The following is a 17163-nucleotide window of genomic DNA, read 5'->3' on the forward strand; positions in this document are numbered from 1 at the left end:
TTTAGTTTGAATTTGCCTTAAGCAAAAAATTTTCAGTAGTATTGTCCTGGGTAGAGTATGTATCAATTAATTGATCAACAACAAAATCAATATCATCATGCAATAAACACTCTTTTTGAACAGACTTTAGATTACCAAGTTTTCCGTACAATAAAAGCATTTGTAATAAAGATTTTTCAGTTTTATTTTCTTTGATTTTTGTTTTAATCTGTTCAGGATCGATTATCTCCATAATCATTTTACCATTATTTTCCTGTTTAACAGTCAAGCACGGCTTATTATTTTCCCCATTTAATACAATTTTAAATCCATAATCTGTTACTGCAAATAGCGAGTCAATCTGGAATTCAGGTTGTTTTAATCGCGTCAAAAAAAGATGTTTGTCACTTTTGGCTCCAGTATTGACTCGAGCTTTATTAAAAAAGGATGCTAAACACATCAAAGAGCCTTTATCATGGCTAATTGTCAGTTTTTTTTCTCCATGTGTATCTACAGTAGCGATTAAAGGGGGGGCAGTATTGCGGGGGACATTTGTGTTGTAAAACGCAATTCTTGTATTAGGATCACAATGAATTAATAAGTTAAGACTTGCTGTTTTATGCATATGAATCAAACTTGTGGTATTTACATAACGACCTTTATCGGCTGAGCTGCTTTCTTCTTGCTTTGCTCTTTCATAAGAACGTTTGACAACTTCTGACATATCATCAAGACAAGCACAAATGATCAAAGAGTTATTATTTTTTGCAACTAAAGCTTTTTGTGAGGGTTTATAGGTCACTCCGTCAATAATAATATTGGGTCGCTTATCATTTTTTTCTTGCATACGTTCTTCAACAAGCTCACTGATTAAATAAGCACTATCTTGTGTACGGATAAAAACTTGTTCTGTTTCTTTTTTTTCAAAATCTTCAGTGAAAGGCATAAATATGCCCCGATAATCATCCGTCGCAAGTGATACGTAATCTTTTTTTTCTTCTTTTTTTATGTATCTGTTGGAAATTGTGCTTTTACCACTGGCTGCTGGTCCTAAAAAAACAAAATCATGATTATCAGTTAGTGGATACACTGGTTTTTTCTCAAGCTTTAATTCCTCTGTAAAGGAATCTAAGTTATTATCTAAAAATGCAGCCATAGTTTGATTAACCAGCTTTTTTTGTATCTTATTCATTTCCATGATGAAGCATGAGTTAAATCTGGATTGATATGCAATACTCCCGTGGTTCAGCTTGGGATATAGTTTTTCCATTCGTTCATGGGATTTTGTAGTGCAGAGTTGTTCTGTGTTTGTCTTTTTAAGTGAGATGTAAATTTCTGACCAGGCATCTAAAAGTTTCTGGATTCTTGAATTTGATTTCAGGATAGTATGAAATAATTGTTGTGATAATTCATTGACGTCTTCTATGTCTACTCGGTAATCAGTGATTAGTCTCGTAGCAAGATGAAGCATCAATGTCGTTTGCATTTTGGGAACTAAAACATCAGTTAACCATTCTTCATGAGCTATACTAGCGTGCATTAGTTGATCTTGAATATCACCTTCCATAAAATTGGGTTGTAGTATGCGATTATAAGTTTCGTGTAATTTTCTCTCTTGAGTATTCCATCGACTCAAACCTTTTAGAGTTAAAATATGCCTCATATTAAAATAAGCAACGGCCGTTTCTCTAACCTCGTTTAATCGATTTAATGGTTTTGGGAATGGTTGTTCAGGAAGAACCAATGCTTCACTGAAAGGTTTAACTTCTTTTACTTCCGGTCTTAATATGTCCATATCTAAAGTTTTATAGCCATTACGCGTGCTGCGATTAATTCTTACACTGTCTTGAATTTTTGAAGAAGGCACTTTATTCCCTAAGGAATCTGATGTTATTTGATGCATATGCAAGAGCTCAAATAAGGATTTCTTTTTAGGTAATGTATTTGTTAGCCTTTGTGTTTGTGGTTGAAAATGAGGCAATTTTACTGAAGGTTTATAAAGTAAAGAGTGATCATGATGTTTATTATAAAAATCAATACCCGCTTCAAGAATCTTTTTGGCTTGATTGTTAACTCCTTGAATCTCATCGTTTAGGTTGCCAGGAATGACATCAAGTATTTCATGATTGTGGTTATAGATAATAGTCATGACATAATCTTGAGGTTTTAGATGCGTATAAGCAATTTCAGCCCATTTGGTTTTGCCCATCATTTCTACAAAAGGGTGAGCCTGAAAAGCTTTTTTTCCGCGGACAATGTAGAGAATATTAATATCATTCATGCCACCAGATTTAAGGGCAAGATCAAATTTATCAGTCACAGTATGGGTGCCCACACCAGTAGCGGTTAATGGAGCAGCAGTTCCTGATCGAACTTCATGTTTTTTAAGGTTATTTTCTTGGCCGGATAGTAATTGGCTATCACTAGCATACTCACCAATACGAGTCACCTTTTTAGCAAAAAATTGAGTTTCAGGCAGTGAATCAGTTAAATGTCCCCCTCTAAAAACAATAGGGGCTTGAGTAAGATTTAATTTATCATTTTTATAACTACGTACTGTGTGGTAGTGATGTATGTCATTTTTTAAATATGATGTGATTTTCTCTTTAATTTGTTCTCGAAACACATTTGATGGTGGTATCACCAAGCCTGATTTATCTGTTAAAACAGATCGGTCTTTTTTATTTTTAACATTACGTACGGAAACAAAATTTGTATCGCTCACTAAGCCAACAACTAAATCTACTAAATTAAGTTTCCAGATTTTTTCTTTTTCTTCGTTGTCTGAAATATATTGGGTGATTTTGTCATTCGTGGAATTAAAGATGACTTTTTTGATAAAGTTTTCAAAGTTTCCTGCAGTTGATGGGAACGTTTCATTAAATTTTAAAAGCGGGGTGCTTTTATAGAATTCATCAATAATTTTTAAATGCTTAATCAGTTGTATTATTTTATCATCCAATTCCTCATCTTTTGCGTGAGGGTTATCTTCTAAGGTAGCGACTAAGGTAACTATTTCTTTTATTAAAAGGGCTACAGTTTTGATTGCATTTTGAAATATTTCATTGGTGCCAACGATTTTTATTATTTGTTCTATCTGGCTATCGATTTCTTGGTTATAGCGTTGGCATGCTCCTGCTGCTAATAGCTCTTTAAATCGGGCTAAATTACCCTGGTTTAGCCATTGATAAATGCAAAATTTTATTTCTTCATCTTTAACTAAATCAACCGCAGGTAAATGCGATAGAAATTGGCTTGCACCAAGTTCGCTATCTAAAAAGGCGCATCCTTTATCTCTCAGCGATGCAGTTTGATGAAAAGGAATATCTCCAGTATGTCCTCGTTGTAAAGTAATTTGCAAAATAGCCGGTAAGTGTTTTTTTAAGTCTTCCTCAGAAAGGGTATTGTCCAAAGCAAAATCAAGCTCACTGAAATGAATTACTCCATTGATTTCTTTGCCAGCGGGATCAATTACAGTATATTTTAGTTGATTCTCGAACAGCTCTACATATAAAGTATTTTTTTTCAGCAACTCTTTGTTTGGTGTTTGAAGACACAGGTCATAGCTAATTGCGTGGAAAAAATTAAGTAATGCCTTGTGATTTATTTCTTTAGGTGCTTTTACTTGCTCGCTTTGTATTCTGCCTTGGTTAAATTCAGAAGCTAAATATTGTGTAAATGACAACAGAAATGATTCGTATAAAGGTTCATGAGTCATAAAAGTAATGAATTGCTCATAATCATCTTCATCTCTAATTTTGTTAAAATTAGGAAAACTATTAGCTAATTTGCGTTGCATTGATAAAAAATGGGTAAAGACTTCATTAAATTTATCAATGGTATTAATTGATAATGATTTTAAATGCTCAACGGTTAGTTCTTGGGATTTCTTATGGCTAATATGTAATGCCAGTTTTTGTAAGAACAAGGAATAATGAGGATTACTTTGTAATTTTTCTAGGGCTGATTTTAGACATTCCTGGTGAAATGATTCGGTACCCATTATTTGAAGTACTTCATCTTGAATATCAATACCCACATTTTTTGCATCTTGCAAAACGACAAGGGCGATTTCTGGAGCAATATTGTCCCATTGATAAATAACGCCATTTTTTGATTGTTGTTTTGAATGGCTCGTAGCAGACAGTTCTATGGCACCACGTAGTGTACGATGATATTCATATTGTGGAAATTCATTCTTATTGACGAAATCGAAATTAATGCATTTGCTTGTGTATGTATTTGTCATTTTGGTTTAAAATTTTTCTTTGGGTGATATATATAACATATTTTGCTTAAGAACATATGATGTAATACTCATGTTATTAATTCGAAATGTAAAAAATAAGCGTCTGATCCGGCATAAAAACAATATACTCAACTTTTATCTTGCCATACGCCTATACTGGTTTCTCAACATACGAAGTACTTACCATCCAAAGAGCAAAATGTATAGAAATTAGAAGAGGTCATTATCGAATAACAGGCCCCTTAATAAGGGGCTGAGCATTTTACTGTCTTTAACTAACTACCCTATAAATTAATTAGGGAAAAATTTATTGGTTAGAGATTGGTATTTTTCAAAATAAGTCTGTTTTTCAATAACAGGCCCTATTAATTTATCATGATTCTTTGATTTACCCCAAAAGAAACCTATGGTTTTCTCCCCTTGTTGAAATCCATAATAATGAGTGGCATTTTTGATGAATTTTCGCTCATATTTGGATGTCTTTTTTTGCTCATTCGTTTCATTAATCAGATTGATACTTTTATTATGCGCTAAAAATTTCTCTCGTAGCTTAGTCATTGCATCACTTTTAATCAAATTTTCATCAAGAATGGCATTCATCAATGTTTCTGGTCTTGTGTAATCAGTTCGTGTTTGAGAGTCTAAAAGTTGACCAAATATTTTGTTGCCCCTAAGTTCATGGCGACTGATTTCTCTCATAAGATTGACTATAGAATTACAATTGATGAACTTGAGTTCGTTATTTTTGTGCGCTTCCTCAAGCATAAACAATTGCAAACTATGAGTCCATTTTCCATGAACAGTTCCGGCACCAGGATCGCAAATTAAATAACCAAAACCCAAAAAAACACGGGTAAAAAGAGAAGAGGGAAGTATACCTACTAAGGAAGGTATTTCTTTAGGTAATTGGAACTGACTTAATTTATAAATTTTACCAGAATGTTTGTATTGCAATGGGTATTGTGTATTTTCTCGATTGTCTCCTTGATTAAAACCATTTCCGGAACCCCATTGAGTAAAAAAACGACGCAAAGTTTTTTTTTCTTCTTTGGAATTGAATTGCTCATAATCATCAGCGAATTTTGAAATATATTTATGGACTAATTCTTCATTCAAGAAAAATTCTAAAACAGCACCAAGATTTTCTTTCAGGTCCTCAGAAAGTTGAGCATAGGTTGTATTTTCATCAGTTGGGCTTAAAATTGCTTTAAGTTTCTCTTGAATATGTGGCATAACTGTTCCTTAAAATCTAAATTTTGTACTTCCTAAAACTTAAAATGAAAGAATTGATAACTCGAAGTATTACTATTGAATAGGGGCGCTCTCCTGAAATACATCGATTATAAAATTTATTTCAGAAAGAACCCGTTTAATGGAGGATTAAACTAAGCAGACAATTGCCAGTTCTCTAACTGCCCTTAGAGAAGACTCTATTTTGCAATTAATTATATGTATTGAATTTTAATCGGTCAATATCGACATTGGGGAAAATATGCTTTTTGAGATTGCAGTTTAAAAATAGCTTCTGAGCCCGGGATACTCGACTTTTTCTTGCCATACGCGCCTACTTGTTTTTCAACATAGGGGCTAATTCGTTTTCGGTTTATTATTATGACGCAGGATCGTCCAAAAACATACGGTTTATTTTTTTACTAACAATACAGGGATTTTAGAGATGCGAATGACTTCTTCCGCGACACTTCCAGTCAGTATATGTTGAATTCCACGTCGACCATGAGTACCTATAATGATTAAGTCAGCTGACCATGCAGATGCCTCATCAACAAGTTTTTCAGCAATTTGTGATTTAGAAGGAGTGAGTTCTGTGAGTTTCATTTCAAACTCAATTTTTACACGGCTTAGTTTTTTCTTTATGGAGTTTAAAACTTCTTGTCCCTGCTTTCTTATTAACTCGACGAAAGCCTCTCGATCTACATCACCTTCATATAGGGTGTCTACGATGTGAATCACACAAAGTTTAGAATTTTGATTTTTAGCAAGTTCAATTGCTTCTTTTAATGCTAAAGAGGATGCTTTACTCCCATCAACAGCAATCATAATCTGCTTATACATAAGACGTCCTTGCCGATAAAATTAAATAATACATTACCTTTACGTACTTGCAATATATTTGTAATAAACATTATTGGTTATGAGAATGAATGCAATGTTTTAAACAAGTATAGCATTGCCCACTTCACAGCCAACTCCAGATCTTCGAGAGGCAAGTTTTGCAACAGATCCTACTCAATATATTCCTAATTGGTTATTCAGAGTTGTTTAGAGAATAAAAGAAGTCCCTATGCATCATATTTTATCTATTCCCATATTAATAATAAAAAATTTTGCTCATCTTGTACTAAAGTATACATATAGGGTATTAATTTGGAGTAAAAATGCATCCGTTAAAAAAGCAATACGCTAATGGAGTATTGAATTTACTGAATTTAATGTGTCAAAAAGCTACAGAAAACAAGAAAAATGTCGCTATTGAGGAAGTGCTCCATATATCAAAGAATGATGCTAATGAAATAGTCAAAAAGGTGATCATTGCCTTGCCTGATAGTTATTTTTACAACGCAAACTCGATTATGCTCTATGACATGCTTGGATTTATTAGTAAAAATATCTTCTTCTTCCAAGCACAAGAAAATATAAATGACGAAAACTATGCATATCATCTTATAGGTTTTATCAATAGCTTGATTAGAGATATTAGTGTTAGGTACTACATTTAGATTAAATATGTGCTGGAGGATTTATTATGCAGCCATTAGAAGAATTAGCGCAAGAAACAAGTATTGATGAATCAATTCTTCAGACATTGCGAGACTTACATAAAAAAATAAACCAACCACAAGACTTAGAGCAACCTCAAGTAACCAACATACAAGAACTACTTGTGAGTATGATTGGCAATATGGAGTTTAATAAGGAACTAGACAAATTAGGTCCATTATCTGCAATGGATACAGGCATTGGAAGTCTTGTCATAGGATCCTTAAAAGATGTTTCCTATAGAACACGTAATTTAAACTTGATTGAATCAGATTTTGATCAAATTTGGACAAATTTTAAAGAAGCCCAAACTGAGAATAGAGAATTAGACGAAGATGAGAAAATTTCCTTAAGCCAATTCGGTATTTTATATGATTTAGCGAATTTAAACACAACCTTGCTTGCTTTTAATCAATCAGGATTGATAGAGGGCAATGAACAATTAGAAAAACTGTTTACACAAACTCAAAGAGCAGCAGAAATAATCAGCCATTTAGACAATACTTTTAATCAAACCTTTACTATGCCCAGTGGATCAGTTGTTTTTGATGATACATATAAAAAATCAACCATATACGGTAAAACTCTCAGTTCAGTTGAATCAACCATAGCATATGCTATAACCAAATACGGACATGCATCAAAGGGGATAAGAGTTGGGGAGGTTGGAGATACAGAAAATAAGGTGTCACATATAAATCCTGGTTATTTACAAGATAAATTTGCTTTACGTAATTTTCTTTATAGTGATGTATATCAAATTAAACTTGAAAATCTGATTGCTCCACAACAGCAAGAGCTTTTAAAAACCCATTTTGGTGACAACTGGCAGGAATATGTTGAAAAGAAGTTCCATCAAATTGATCGAGATATGCATGATACTGAAAAAACAAAGCATTTTCATGTTTCAGCTGAAGGTGGTACTTATAGATTTGCTCAAATTGGAACATCATTATTACAAGGAGGACATCAAAACAAGTTAATTCGTGATCATATAGATTCAGATGTTCGAGATAAAATGATGAGTAAAGGGGATTGGGATGATTATAATAGGTCAAATGTAACTAAAATGCTGTGCTCTGAATTTATTGGTATGACTATTATTGCTACTTTTCAAGAACTAAATGATCAATTAAAACAAGAATTACAAGAAAAGGGAGTTGAAGATATTCCTAAGGTTTTAGTACAAAATCCTATTAGTGAATATGAGAAAATGCACTTAATGACTCCTGTACGCTTGTTAACAGCGTTACAAGAAAAAGGATCTGTGGTTAAAGTAGATGCTCCAGATAATGTTTCGAAGTTTGTTTCGAACGAGACATCAAAGACTACTAATTTTAGAGAGCAAATATCAGGCTTAAGAACTGGATCCCTTGGACAATCAGAACAAAATGAGGAAACTTCTAGCAAAACCTTGAGCAAATAATGAATGCGATGAATACGACAATGATACAGTTATATGCTATTATGTAACATTTATTTAAACAAGTTGTTAATTTGGAGACACTGACATGTTTAGTCATTTGTTTAAAAAAAATCAATTAGAACGAAACATTCTTATATTAGGAGAGCCAGGATGTGGAAAACGATCTTTTTTATTGCATTATAAAGATGGACAAATTGCCTCTCAAGATCTACATTTACCAGAAATTAATAATTTAATTTATAAAAAAAAGCTTGATAACAAACAGGTTTCTTTAGTATTTACTCTAAATGAAACTAATGAAGAGTTGATCCCTTCTATGAAAAAATCTGTTAGCTATGATCTGATTATTTCACTCATCGATTTGTCTTCTGATAAAGCGAAAGAAAAAATAATACATCAGGCAAATATAATTGAAGATCATTTTCCAGGTGTTAAAACAATCTATGTTGGTACAAAACAAGATAAATTAGTCGATTCAGACCTTCCTGATAATATGATTGCCTGCTCAGCAAAAACAGGCAGTGGATTTGATCAGTTCGAAGAAATACTCTTAAAAAAACTTGATTTGGACCACCAATTAAATGAAACACACCGATGCGGTTATGGGAGATAGTTTTGATATTCATTATGACTTTTTCATAAACAACGCTACTTTTTAAATTTTTATTTAAACCAAAAAACTTAATACTTAAATCTATTGCTGGTGTGGCTGAGCTTTTCCGAAAACTATGATTTAGAATAGCACAACCTCCAGCATCGGTTTTATTTAGCGCTCAGCAATTTCAGATAATCAGGTGGTTGTTTATTCCTAAGACTCAGTACAAGGCTCACCCCAGCCTGTAGGTTTTACAGCTAACGCGCCTTTTGCAATTAATCGATTCATCTGTTTCTGTAAACTCCCACTATATCCGGGTAAAAACACATGTTTATGAGTCGAAAAGTGCAGTATATGTCACTTTGGAAAATAAGAGATTAATAGAGTTTTTGGGCAGACTACGCCGGTAAGTAAAACAGCAAATTTTATAATTGTAGAGAATCATCGCTTGTCTCGTAGCAGGGAAGTAATGTAGTGTGTTGAGAATTTACAAATGAGACTCCATTTGCTGCATGAGAATATTTTTAGATGCCTTCCTCGGTTTCGATTTCTAAAACCATGGACTTATTGATCGATGATTGTTTGTTTATGGCATCTATATATTACCGAACCAGAAGTAAGTTCCACAATTAATCCTTCTGCTCCTGAGTGCTCCTGATCACATTTTTCACTTAAACATATTTTCAAATTATCAAGGTTTTTTCCGGTGGTTTTAAAGATAATCTTATTTTCCATCAAAATCCTTGCTTCATAGGTATCTTTTTCATTCGATGAACCCATGACTATCTCCGATTTCTCATCATATATACAGTATAGTGCAAAACTTATTTTAAAGTTCATTTGTGAGTTCTAGTCTTAAGTGATTTTAATATGCTTTTAATATTTCTTCTTTATAAACGAACTCTTTAATTGCGTAAAAATTTATTGTCGAAAATCTGAAATTTCTCAATATTATTTTTTTTGCCAATGACAGGCTCTATGAGTTTGTTGCCTTTTGTCTTTGATTTACCCCAGAAAAAACCTAAAGGCCTTTCTTCTGTTTGAAAGCCGTAATAATGTGTGGCATTTTTGACAAATTTTTGTTCGTATTTTTTTTCTTTTCCCGCTAGTTGTTTTATTTTGTTGTGATGCTTGAAAAATTTATTACGAAGAGTTGCCATCTCGTCACTTTGAATCAAGTTTTTATCATGAATAGCTTTCATTAATGTTTCTGGTCTTGTGTAATCCGTTCGTGTTTGAGAGTCAAAAAGGTGAGCAAATATTTTATCGCCTCTCAGTTCATAGCAACTGATTTCTTTCATAAGATTGACTAGAGAATCATAATTGGTTACCTTTAGTTCATTGTTTTTCCGCGCTTCCTCAAGCATAAACAATTGCAAACTATGAGTCCATTTTTCATGAGCTCTGGAGCCTGGATCACAAATCAAATAACCAAACCCCAAAAAAATGGGTAAAGAGAGTGGATGGAAGTATGCCTGCTAAGTAAGGTATTTATTGAGGTAAATGGAGCTGACTTAGTTTATAAATTTCGCCAGAAGGTTCATATCTCAATGGAGCTTGTCCATTTTCTCGGGTATCTCCTTGATTAAAAACATTTTTAGCACCCCATTGTGTAAAGAAGAGGCGAAAAACTTTTTATTATTTGGGGGATCAAAGTTTTAGTAATCATAAGCAAACTTTTGAATATATTTATGGAGCAGCTCCGTATGTAATAAAAAGTCTAAAATAGTTCCGAGATTCTCTCTTAAATTCTCAGAGAGCCGTTTATAAATTTTACTTCCCTCGGGGTTGTTTAATATTTCTTGAAGTTTTTTTTGAATAGAATTTGGCATACTTTGTTCCTTCAATCTGGTGGACAAAAATAAATTTAGTTGAATGAGAAATAATTGTCGCATTTTTTGAGATTGAATTAAGTAATCACATAGCGGATCGGATACAATTATTATTCATTTTCATTATTTTCTTCAATCCAGCAATCGCTTGGCCCCCCTGGAGGTGTTGGTCGTCTTGATAAAGGTGTGGGATGGAACTTTGCTCCTCTTTCGTTTTCTTTGCTGCGATCAGATTTAATTTTACGATGAATGCAGAGAATTTTATTTAAGGTATCAATCAGATTTTGTTCTTTAAAAATAAAAAAAAGATCATTTTCATCAACCGCATCATCATTGTCACATTTGCTAATCACAAATAAATTGGCATTTATTTTATCAATAAAATTTGCAATGCATTTTTTATCTGTAGCATGCTGTGCTTTTATCATGACGTGATAAGGTAATTTGATAATGTTTAGATCTCCATTGCCATCAGCATATTTTGCATAAGCAACAGAACTATTATTTTCATTGAATTCATGTAATAAATCAAAGTCATCGAAAAGTCTAAAAATTATTTTTTGCGTCTCAATTCTGGTATTTTCTTGTTTTTGGTCAATAAAAATTTTTGCATCGCTTAATTCTCTAAATTCAGCAATCGCTTTTTCTTCGCCTCGAGCAAATTGTTCGGTAACTTTATAGCGCATGCCTAGAATATCCTAAAAATCCATCCTTAAAATAAAAATAGCACAATGGATGTTTTAAGTATTTTTTGGATACTGATAATTGGAATACTCAATGAAGTTGCAGAAAAATATCCAGAAATACTGAGAATTCGACAGTAAGCATCACTGCCGAATTTAGAAAGTTTTTATCTGTTTGTTATCATTTAAAACTATGGTGAATTTCACCAGTCTCTGTTGCTATGAATGTAGATTCAGCTTTCTTGAGGCCTGTTCCTGTATCAATATATGCATAATTATCTAGCTCATTACGTCCACTAAATGCAAATTCAACCACTACACCGTCCTTATCCCGGACAGCTTTTTTAATTCCATGGTGATTTTGTGTTTGATAAATAACTTTGATAACTTCTCGGTGCAAAACCCCCATTATCTCAGGACTCACATATATTTGTATTTCCCCACCTTGGCCAATTTCATATTCTTTGTCAGTACCATTGGTAAGCGTCATTTTAAGCTTTGAGTTTGCTTTGACCTCAGAAACTGCTAATGGAACCTCATTTAACCAATCTGGAATTCTAAAAATCCCGGCTGTTTCTCTCAGATTTCGTTTAATGTTCCCTGTATGTTCACAAAAAGCAGGGGATACCTGTCCCATATGCTTCCAATCTTTATTAGATAAATATTCTGGATGAATCAGGCCGGTTTTGAGAGCATTAGGTGATGCGAAATATAAACTTGCTCCTTTAGGAAATTGACCATTCATATATAAAGCGTTGAGATATCGTAAATCGTCAATAGTGATCTCATTTAGTGGTTTATTTAGTGCAGTAATTAAGCTATTGGAACCATTTACTAAAGATTGCACAACAATTTTTATCCCATTTTTCTTAAAAATTTGTCCAAAAGTAGCCATGCCCCAATCATCAGGCTGATATCCTCCGTCTTTTTGTTTTTGAGCTACTTGCTTATCTAAACCTTTTGTTGTGGTATGCAGATAATCAATAACTTCCTGCTCTGGCTTTTGCAATTTATGAGACGTATGGTATTGGCGGGTTCCAATATTTTTTGATTTATTCTCTTCACCCTTTACATGACACTTATTGAAAAACTGGTTAGAGTTAAGCTTATCATTCTTAGGTTTTTTTACAGTTTCAATTGTTTTCGCTGTTGTCTTTTCTTTTATTATATTTTTTGTTTGATTTTTTCCACAAAGCATTGATTGATTTATGGTGTGATCATCATTTTTGAAAAGAATACCCTTTTTAGGTATTTTTTTTCATATTTTAATTTCATTTACAGCTCCATTATTTTCTACTCGATGATTGGCGAAAGATTATATCAAATGATTATTAAATAAACATTGCAAAGGGGGCGGAGGAAATGAATTGCCTCAAACTACTTGTATCAAAGAAGTGTGACTAAAATGAGGCAATTCAATGTGGACGTAAATAAAGTTAGTACTCTTTATGCCAGGATAAACGAAAGCCAACTCAACTAAATATGGCTTTAGCCTGATGTGTCCTATTAAAATTGTCCTGTACCGAAGAAAGTGGTATATTTTTTTCAGAGTTAATAGATGGTGAAGGATATTATGCCCCGTATTAAAGTGAATGATATTTCCATGTATTATGAAAGGTATGGTCAAGGAGAGCCTATTGTTTTTATTGCTGGATTCAGTGCTGACCATCTAGCCTGGGCTGCAATCGTTGATTACTTTAAAGAAAAATATGAAGTCATTTTGTTAGATAATCGAGGCATTGGTCAGACTGATATCCCAGATGGTTCCTATAGTATTGAACAAATGGCAAATGACGTAGCTGATCTATGCACAGCCCTTAATATCCAACAAGCACATTTTGTGAGTAGTTCAATGGGAGGGTTTATACTGCAATCATTAGCCTATCGCTATCCCAGCCTTGTTAAATCTGCAGTAATTGGTAATTCTGGTGCGAAGATCCAAACAACTTTTGATATTTATCTTCAAGCACAACTTGAGTTCATGAAAGCTGGCGCCCCGCTTGATGCACTCCTTAAAGCTTCATGCAGTTGGTGTTTTTCATATCAATTTCTTTCTCAACCTGGAGTGCTTGAACAACTTATACAGATTGGCCTGGATAATCCTTTTCCATTTACGATTAAAGGACATGAAGGGCAATATGGAGCTCTTCAACAATTTGATTCACAAAATTGGATAGGAAAGATAAAGGTGCCTGTTTTAGTCGTGACCGCTGATCAAGATATAATTATTAGTGAGAGTGATTCCAAGTATCTTGCAGATAATATTCCCGGAGCGCAGTTTTATTGCTTTACTGAGTGCGGTCATTTACCTCAATTAGAATATCCAGAACAATTTGCTCTGATTGTTCGAGACTTTATTGAAACATTAAAATGACTCCTCGACAGTAAATACCTCCATTTTAAAATTCAAGCTTTAATATGAAGTGTCTGCGGTTTTGCACACTTCACTCTAGATGATTAACCTAATAGTGCTTGGGGAGGGTTTTTATGGGACTCCTGTTTAATACATGTACCTGTTTCCAATGACCACCCAAGTTTTTTCAATTCTGCATTGACTTCCATTCTTTTGAGTATATTGATTAACTCCTCAATGCTTGGATACTCATCAATTTCTTCAATAATTTTTAATAATTCTCCAATTTGATCCAGATCAAGCAATTGCATGCGGCTCTTTACTGCATTTTCTTGAAGTGCCTGGAGCAAATAAGCAATGGTTAATTTATCTGCTTTTAATAAATTGAAGATATCCTTCCAATCTCGTTGGATATTGGGCACCGTTTTTACGCATACTCCCTCTATATTTTCACCAATTGGATATTCTGAACAGTAAATAGTTCCACGGCTAAGAATCATATCAGTGACTGAACCACCTTTTTCCAAGGTGTCGATAATTTCATTGATTCCGAAGCTTTTAGCATCCTCGAGACCATGATCGGCTTGGTTTACTCGAACATGGACATGCAGTGTTGTCGTGGCTTCCAGATATGGCATATGCAGATATATTTTTATCTTGTCTTGTGGGGTAACACCATATACTGTGCTAAGATTAGCCAATATATTATCTCTAAGTGATGTTAAATAAATCAGCGATTGTTTTTTATCTTGATCCAAATCAAATAAGCAGGCTAAATAAATACTTTCACTTCTTGATTCTAATGTGGTGATTGAGTCCTGGCTCACAGTACGTGGCAATTTTGAAAAACTGCCGCATAATTGTAAGGGTGTCATTTCTTGCCCATATCGATAATAGTCAAAGGGTTGTTTCCCTTTTTTACTTTTACAGGCAAAATCTGCCTCATGTATTAATTGATTTCTATGATATTCAAGAACTTTGTGAGCTGGAAGGGTGTTTCTAAATTTAGCAGGTAACGCTTCTGGATGAATGTACCAGGTAACTAGAGCCAGACCATTCTCAGAATTTTTCAATTGTTTCAATGCATAACCAGTAGATACTTTTTCACAATCAGATAAAAATTTCTTAATGTCGAGGTATGCTGGATTAGTCATTAATATGGTTTTTGAGTCATCATAAGGTGTATCAAAAATTGGATACATTTCTGGCGCCTGTACAAACAAAGCTCTTTCCAAAGAAGGCCTGCCATGTAAAAAACGATGAACAAATCCTGGTAAGCCACGAATTTGGTGATAGGCATCCGTTAGACGCTTTGCACCTAAATCATTAATATCGACTGCAGTACAAGTTGCTACATTGTATTTAAGTCGTGTTTTTTCGCTTAAAATCAGTTCCTTTTTAATCCATGTATTGGTAGTTCCTGGTCCAATAGGAGCTAAGTGTTCAGGTGAAAGTGCATGCTCATCTGCTGATTGCAATGTGTCAGTAAAAGAAACCGTTTCAATAGGAGTTTCTTTATTTTTAGTTAAGCCTTGCTTGAATAGAGTTTTAATTAAAGGTCTTTCAGATACGTATTTAGATTGCATATGGTTTTAAAAATAGTTCGAAGTGCGCAAATGCTACACTACAAGCCTTAAAAAAAACTTAAGTGACTTAAAAATAAATGAACAAAAATTATTCTGTAAAATTGAGAAAGGGTTTAGGGGATTACAAAACAAGTTAGGTATCGAGGTAAAGGTACTGGCGTTGAATTAATGTACTGGCCATTTTCTCTAAAGCGAAAATCCATTTCTATTTTAACTTTGTGCCTTAGCAGTCCTAACATAAGCAGGCATAGCCTATTGTTATATCATGAATGTAGATTCAATGATTATGAATCTGCATATGTTTGAGTAAATTTATGAATTTCCGGAATGATAATATTGCGGAATTTCTTACCGTTAAATAATCCATAATGTCCAACTTCTTCGGCAAGAAAATATTTTTTCATAGAGTCAGGTAAGTTTTTACATAAACTGATTACTGATCGTGTTTGCCCAACTCCTGTTATATCATCTCGTTCACCTTCAATAGCTAAGATGGCTGTTTTTTGTATGTCTTGTAAGCGTACATTATGGCCTCGGGATTTGTAGCGACCTGTTGTTAACAATTTTTCTTGAAAGACGGTGTTAATGGTTTGCATGTAAAATTCAGCCGTCAAATCCATGGTTGAAAAATATTCAAGATAAAATTTTATAATTTTGAATGCCGCTTCTTTTTGATTTTCCGCATATCTATCGACAGCTCTTTGTAAGGACTCCATATGTCGTTGCAAATTCATGCTCATAAATCCAGCGAGCTGCATAAATCCAGGATATACAAGGCGCATAGCTCCTGGAAAACGAGAAGGAACGATAGAAATCACATTTTGCTGAAACCAATCATCTCCTCGGGATGCGGCTAGATCATTTACCGTAGTAGGGGATTGGCTTGTGTCTATAGGTCCCCCTAGCAATATCGCTGTTCGAGGTAAATTAGCTGAGTGATTGGTAGACATTAACGCAACTGCAGCTAAAACAGGAACGGTCGGTTGACAAACTGCCATTACATTTAAATTAGGCCCTAACAAATTAAAGTAGGAAATCATATATTCAATATAATCATCTAAATCAAATGAGCCTTCAGTTAAGGGAACATCACGGGCATTTTTCCAATCGGTAATATATACATCATATAAAGGTAGTAAGTTTATTACTGTATCACGAAGCAGCGTAGCATAATGTCCAGACATGGGGGCAACTAGGAGCATTTTAGGTAAATTCAAATGGTCTGCATATGTTTTTTTAAAACGAATCAGGTTACAGAAGCTTTGTTTGTCAATAATTTCTTCTTGAATGTCATAATACTCATCGTCAATTTTAATTTGATTAATATCAAATTTAGGCTTGTCATACACATTAGTAATCATATGAAAAACATAGGCATAACCTGCAACTCTACGATAATGACTTGAAGTTGCTTCTAATATTTTACGGAAAGAAATTTGTGTATCATCTGATGTATAAGGAATTTTATAAGGCAAGTTAATATTATCGGAAACTCTACGAAAACGTCTTGCCAGATTTTCACAATAATCGGAATATGGCTGCAGTAAACGCATATTAAAATCATAGATATTATAGAGATACCGATTATCAAGAGGATTAAAAAACATTGCCAATCTCGTAAGCATCAGGATATTACAGTAATATACTTAAAACGATAAAATAGCAATATGCTCATCTAAATA

General features: G+C 33.7%; 14 protein-coding genes. 4 read left to right on the forward strand and 10 right to left on the reverse strand.

All coding sequences use genetic code 11. The features are described 5' to 3' along the window. Position 1: 1 nt before the first annotated feature. From EKG34_RS03065 to EKG34_RS03075, 3 genes are all read right to left on the reverse strand, one after another. Positions 2 to 4228, reverse strand: coding sequence for a zeta toxin family protein (locus tag EKG34_RS03065; protein WP_003635901.1), 4227 nt, complete (start codon positions 4226 to 4228; stop codon positions 2 to 4). 291 nt (positions 4229 to 4519) lie between these two features. Beyond that, a complete protein-coding gene (locus EKG34_RS03070) occupies positions 4520 to 5461 on the reverse strand; it encodes a LirA/MavJ family T4SS effector (protein ID WP_003635902.1) in 942 nt (313 codons plus the stop codon). A 408-nt stretch (positions 5462 to 5869) separates the two neighbouring features. Beyond that, the gene (locus EKG34_RS03075; RefSeq protein WP_003635904.1) at positions 5870 to 6301 is read right to left on the reverse strand and encodes a universal stress protein; all 432 of its coding nucleotides are present in this window, start codon (positions 6299 to 6301) and stop codon (positions 5870 to 5872) included. A 323-nt stretch (positions 6302 to 6624) separates the two neighbouring features. On the opposite strand from EKG34_RS03075, the gene EKG34_RS03080 reads away from it, so the two are divergent. The 3 genes from EKG34_RS03080 (at position 6625) to EKG34_RS03090 (ending at position 9045) form a co-directional block, all read left to right on the forward strand. Beyond that, complete coding sequence (locus EKG34_RS03080; protein WP_003635908.1) at positions 6625 to 6966, forward strand: hypothetical protein; 342 nt, start codon at positions 6625 to 6627, stop codon at positions 6964 to 6966. 26 nt (positions 6967 to 6992) lie between these two features. Beyond that, the gene (locus tag EKG34_RS03085; RefSeq protein WP_003635911.1) at positions 6993 to 8432 is read left to right on the forward strand and encodes a hypothetical protein; all 1440 of its coding nucleotides are present in this window, start codon (positions 6993 to 6995) and stop codon (positions 8430 to 8432) included. 85 nt (positions 8433 to 8517) lie between these two features. After that, positions 8518 to 9045, forward strand: a complete 528-nt coding sequence (locus EKG34_RS03090; protein WP_003635913.1) for a Rab family GTPase — start codon at positions 8518 to 8520, stop codon at positions 9043 to 9045. 546 nt (positions 9046 to 9591) lie between these two features. Here EKG34_RS03090 and EKG34_RS03100 read toward each other — a convergent pair. The 5 genes from EKG34_RS03100 to EKG34_RS03115 all read right to left on the reverse strand — a co-directional run bounded on the left by EKG34_RS03100 (position 9592) and on the right by EKG34_RS03115 (position 12740). Further along, positions 9592 to 9807 carry a hypothetical protein gene (locus EKG34_RS03100; RefSeq protein WP_003635917.1) on the reverse strand — a complete coding sequence of 72 codons (216 nt, stop codon included), beginning with the start codon at positions 9805 to 9807 and terminating at the stop codon, positions 9592 to 9594. Between the two features lie 125 nt (positions 9808 to 9932). Further along, a complete protein-coding gene (locus tag EKG34_RS18505) occupies positions 9933 to 10469 on the reverse strand; it encodes a LirA/MavJ family T4SS effector (protein ID WP_226910781.1) in 537 nt (178 codons plus the stop codon). 216 nt (positions 10470 to 10685) lie between these two features. Next, entirely contained in the window at positions 10686 to 10859 is a 174-nt protein-coding gene (locus EKG34_RS18510) for a hypothetical protein (protein WP_012979307.1), read from the reverse strand. Between the two features lie 110 nt (positions 10860 to 10969). Then, positions 10970 to 11545 carry a hypothetical protein gene (locus EKG34_RS03110; protein ID WP_003635923.1) on the reverse strand — a complete coding sequence of 192 codons (576 nt, stop codon included), beginning with the start codon at positions 11543 to 11545 and terminating at the stop codon, positions 10970 to 10972. A 178-nt stretch (positions 11546 to 11723) separates the two neighbouring features. Further along, the gene (locus EKG34_RS03115; protein WP_012979306.1) at positions 11724 to 12740 is read right to left on the reverse strand and encodes a hypothetical protein; all 1017 of its coding nucleotides are present in this window, start codon (positions 12738 to 12740) and stop codon (positions 11724 to 11726) included. A gap of 375 nt (positions 12741 to 13115) precedes the next feature. Between EKG34_RS03115 and EKG34_RS03120 the strand changes: the two genes are divergently transcribed. After that, the gene (locus EKG34_RS03120; protein WP_003635929.1) at positions 13116 to 13916 is read left to right on the forward strand and encodes an alpha/beta fold hydrolase; all 801 of its coding nucleotides are present in this window, start codon (positions 13116 to 13118) and stop codon (positions 13914 to 13916) included. Positions 13917 to 13999: 83 nt separating this feature from the next. On the opposite strand, the gene EKG34_RS03125 is transcribed toward EKG34_RS03120, so the two are convergent. Then, positions 14000 to 15481, reverse strand: coding sequence for a hypothetical protein (locus tag EKG34_RS03125; protein WP_003635931.1), 1482 nt, complete (start codon positions 15479 to 15481; stop codon positions 14000 to 14002). Between the two features lie 284 nt (positions 15482 to 15765). After that, positions 15766 to 17088, reverse strand: coding sequence for a polyhydroxyalkanoate depolymerase (phaZ, locus tag EKG34_RS03130; RefSeq protein ID WP_003635933.1), 1323 nt, complete (start codon positions 17086 to 17088; stop codon positions 15766 to 15768). Positions 17089 to 17163: the final 75 nt, after the last annotated feature.

The sequence above is a fragment of the Legionella longbeachae genome (genome assembly GCF_004283175.1).
GTDB lineage: Bacteria > Pseudomonadota > Gammaproteobacteria > Legionellales > Legionellaceae > Legionella > Legionella longbeachae.

Coding starts and splice junctions, on each gene's coding strand:
- EKG34_RS03065 (WP_003635901.1), bottom strand. CDS start 4,228: ATGACAAATACATACACAAGCAAATGCATTAATTTCGATTTCGTCAAT.
- EKG34_RS03070 (WP_003635902.1), bottom strand. CDS start 5,461: ATGCCACATATTCAAGAGAAACTTAAAGCAATTTTAAGCCCAACTGAT.
- EKG34_RS03075 (WP_003635904.1), bottom strand. CDS start 6,301: ATGTATAAGCAGATTATGATTGCTGTTGATGGGAGTAAAGCATCCTCT.
- EKG34_RS03080 (WP_003635908.1), top strand. CDS start 6,625: ATGCATCCGTTAAAAAAGCAATACGCTAATGGAGTATTGAATTTACTG.
- EKG34_RS03085 (WP_003635911.1), top strand. CDS start 6,993: ATGCAGCCATTAGAAGAATTAGCGCAAGAAACAAGTATTGATGAATCA.
- EKG34_RS03090 (WP_003635913.1), top strand. CDS start 8,518: ATGTTTAGTCATTTGTTTAAAAAAAATCAATTAGAACGAAACATTCTT.
- EKG34_RS03100 (WP_003635917.1), bottom strand. CDS start 9,807: ATGGGTTCATCGAATGAAAAAGATACCTATGAAGCAAGGATTTTGATG.
- EKG34_RS18510 (WP_012979307.1), bottom strand. CDS start 10,859: ATGCCAAATTCTATTCAAAAAAAACTTCAAGAAATATTAAACAACCCC.
- EKG34_RS03110 (WP_003635923.1), bottom strand. CDS start 11,545: ATGCGCTATAAAGTTACCGAACAATTTGCTCGAGGCGAAGAAAAAGCG.
- EKG34_RS03115 (WP_012979306.1), bottom strand. CDS start 12,740: ATGCTTTGTGGAAAAAATCAAACAAAAAATATAATAAAAGAAAAGACA.
- EKG34_RS03120 (WP_003635929.1), top strand. CDS start 13,116: ATGCCCCGTATTAAAGTGAATGATATTTCCATGTATTATGAAAGGTAT.
- EKG34_RS03125 (WP_003635931.1), bottom strand. CDS start 15,481: ATGCAATCTAAATACGTATCTGAAAGACCTTTAATTAAAACTCTATTC.
- phaZ (WP_003635933.1), bottom strand. CDS start 17,088: ATGTTTTTTAATCCTCTTGATAATCGGTATCTCTATAATATCTATGAT.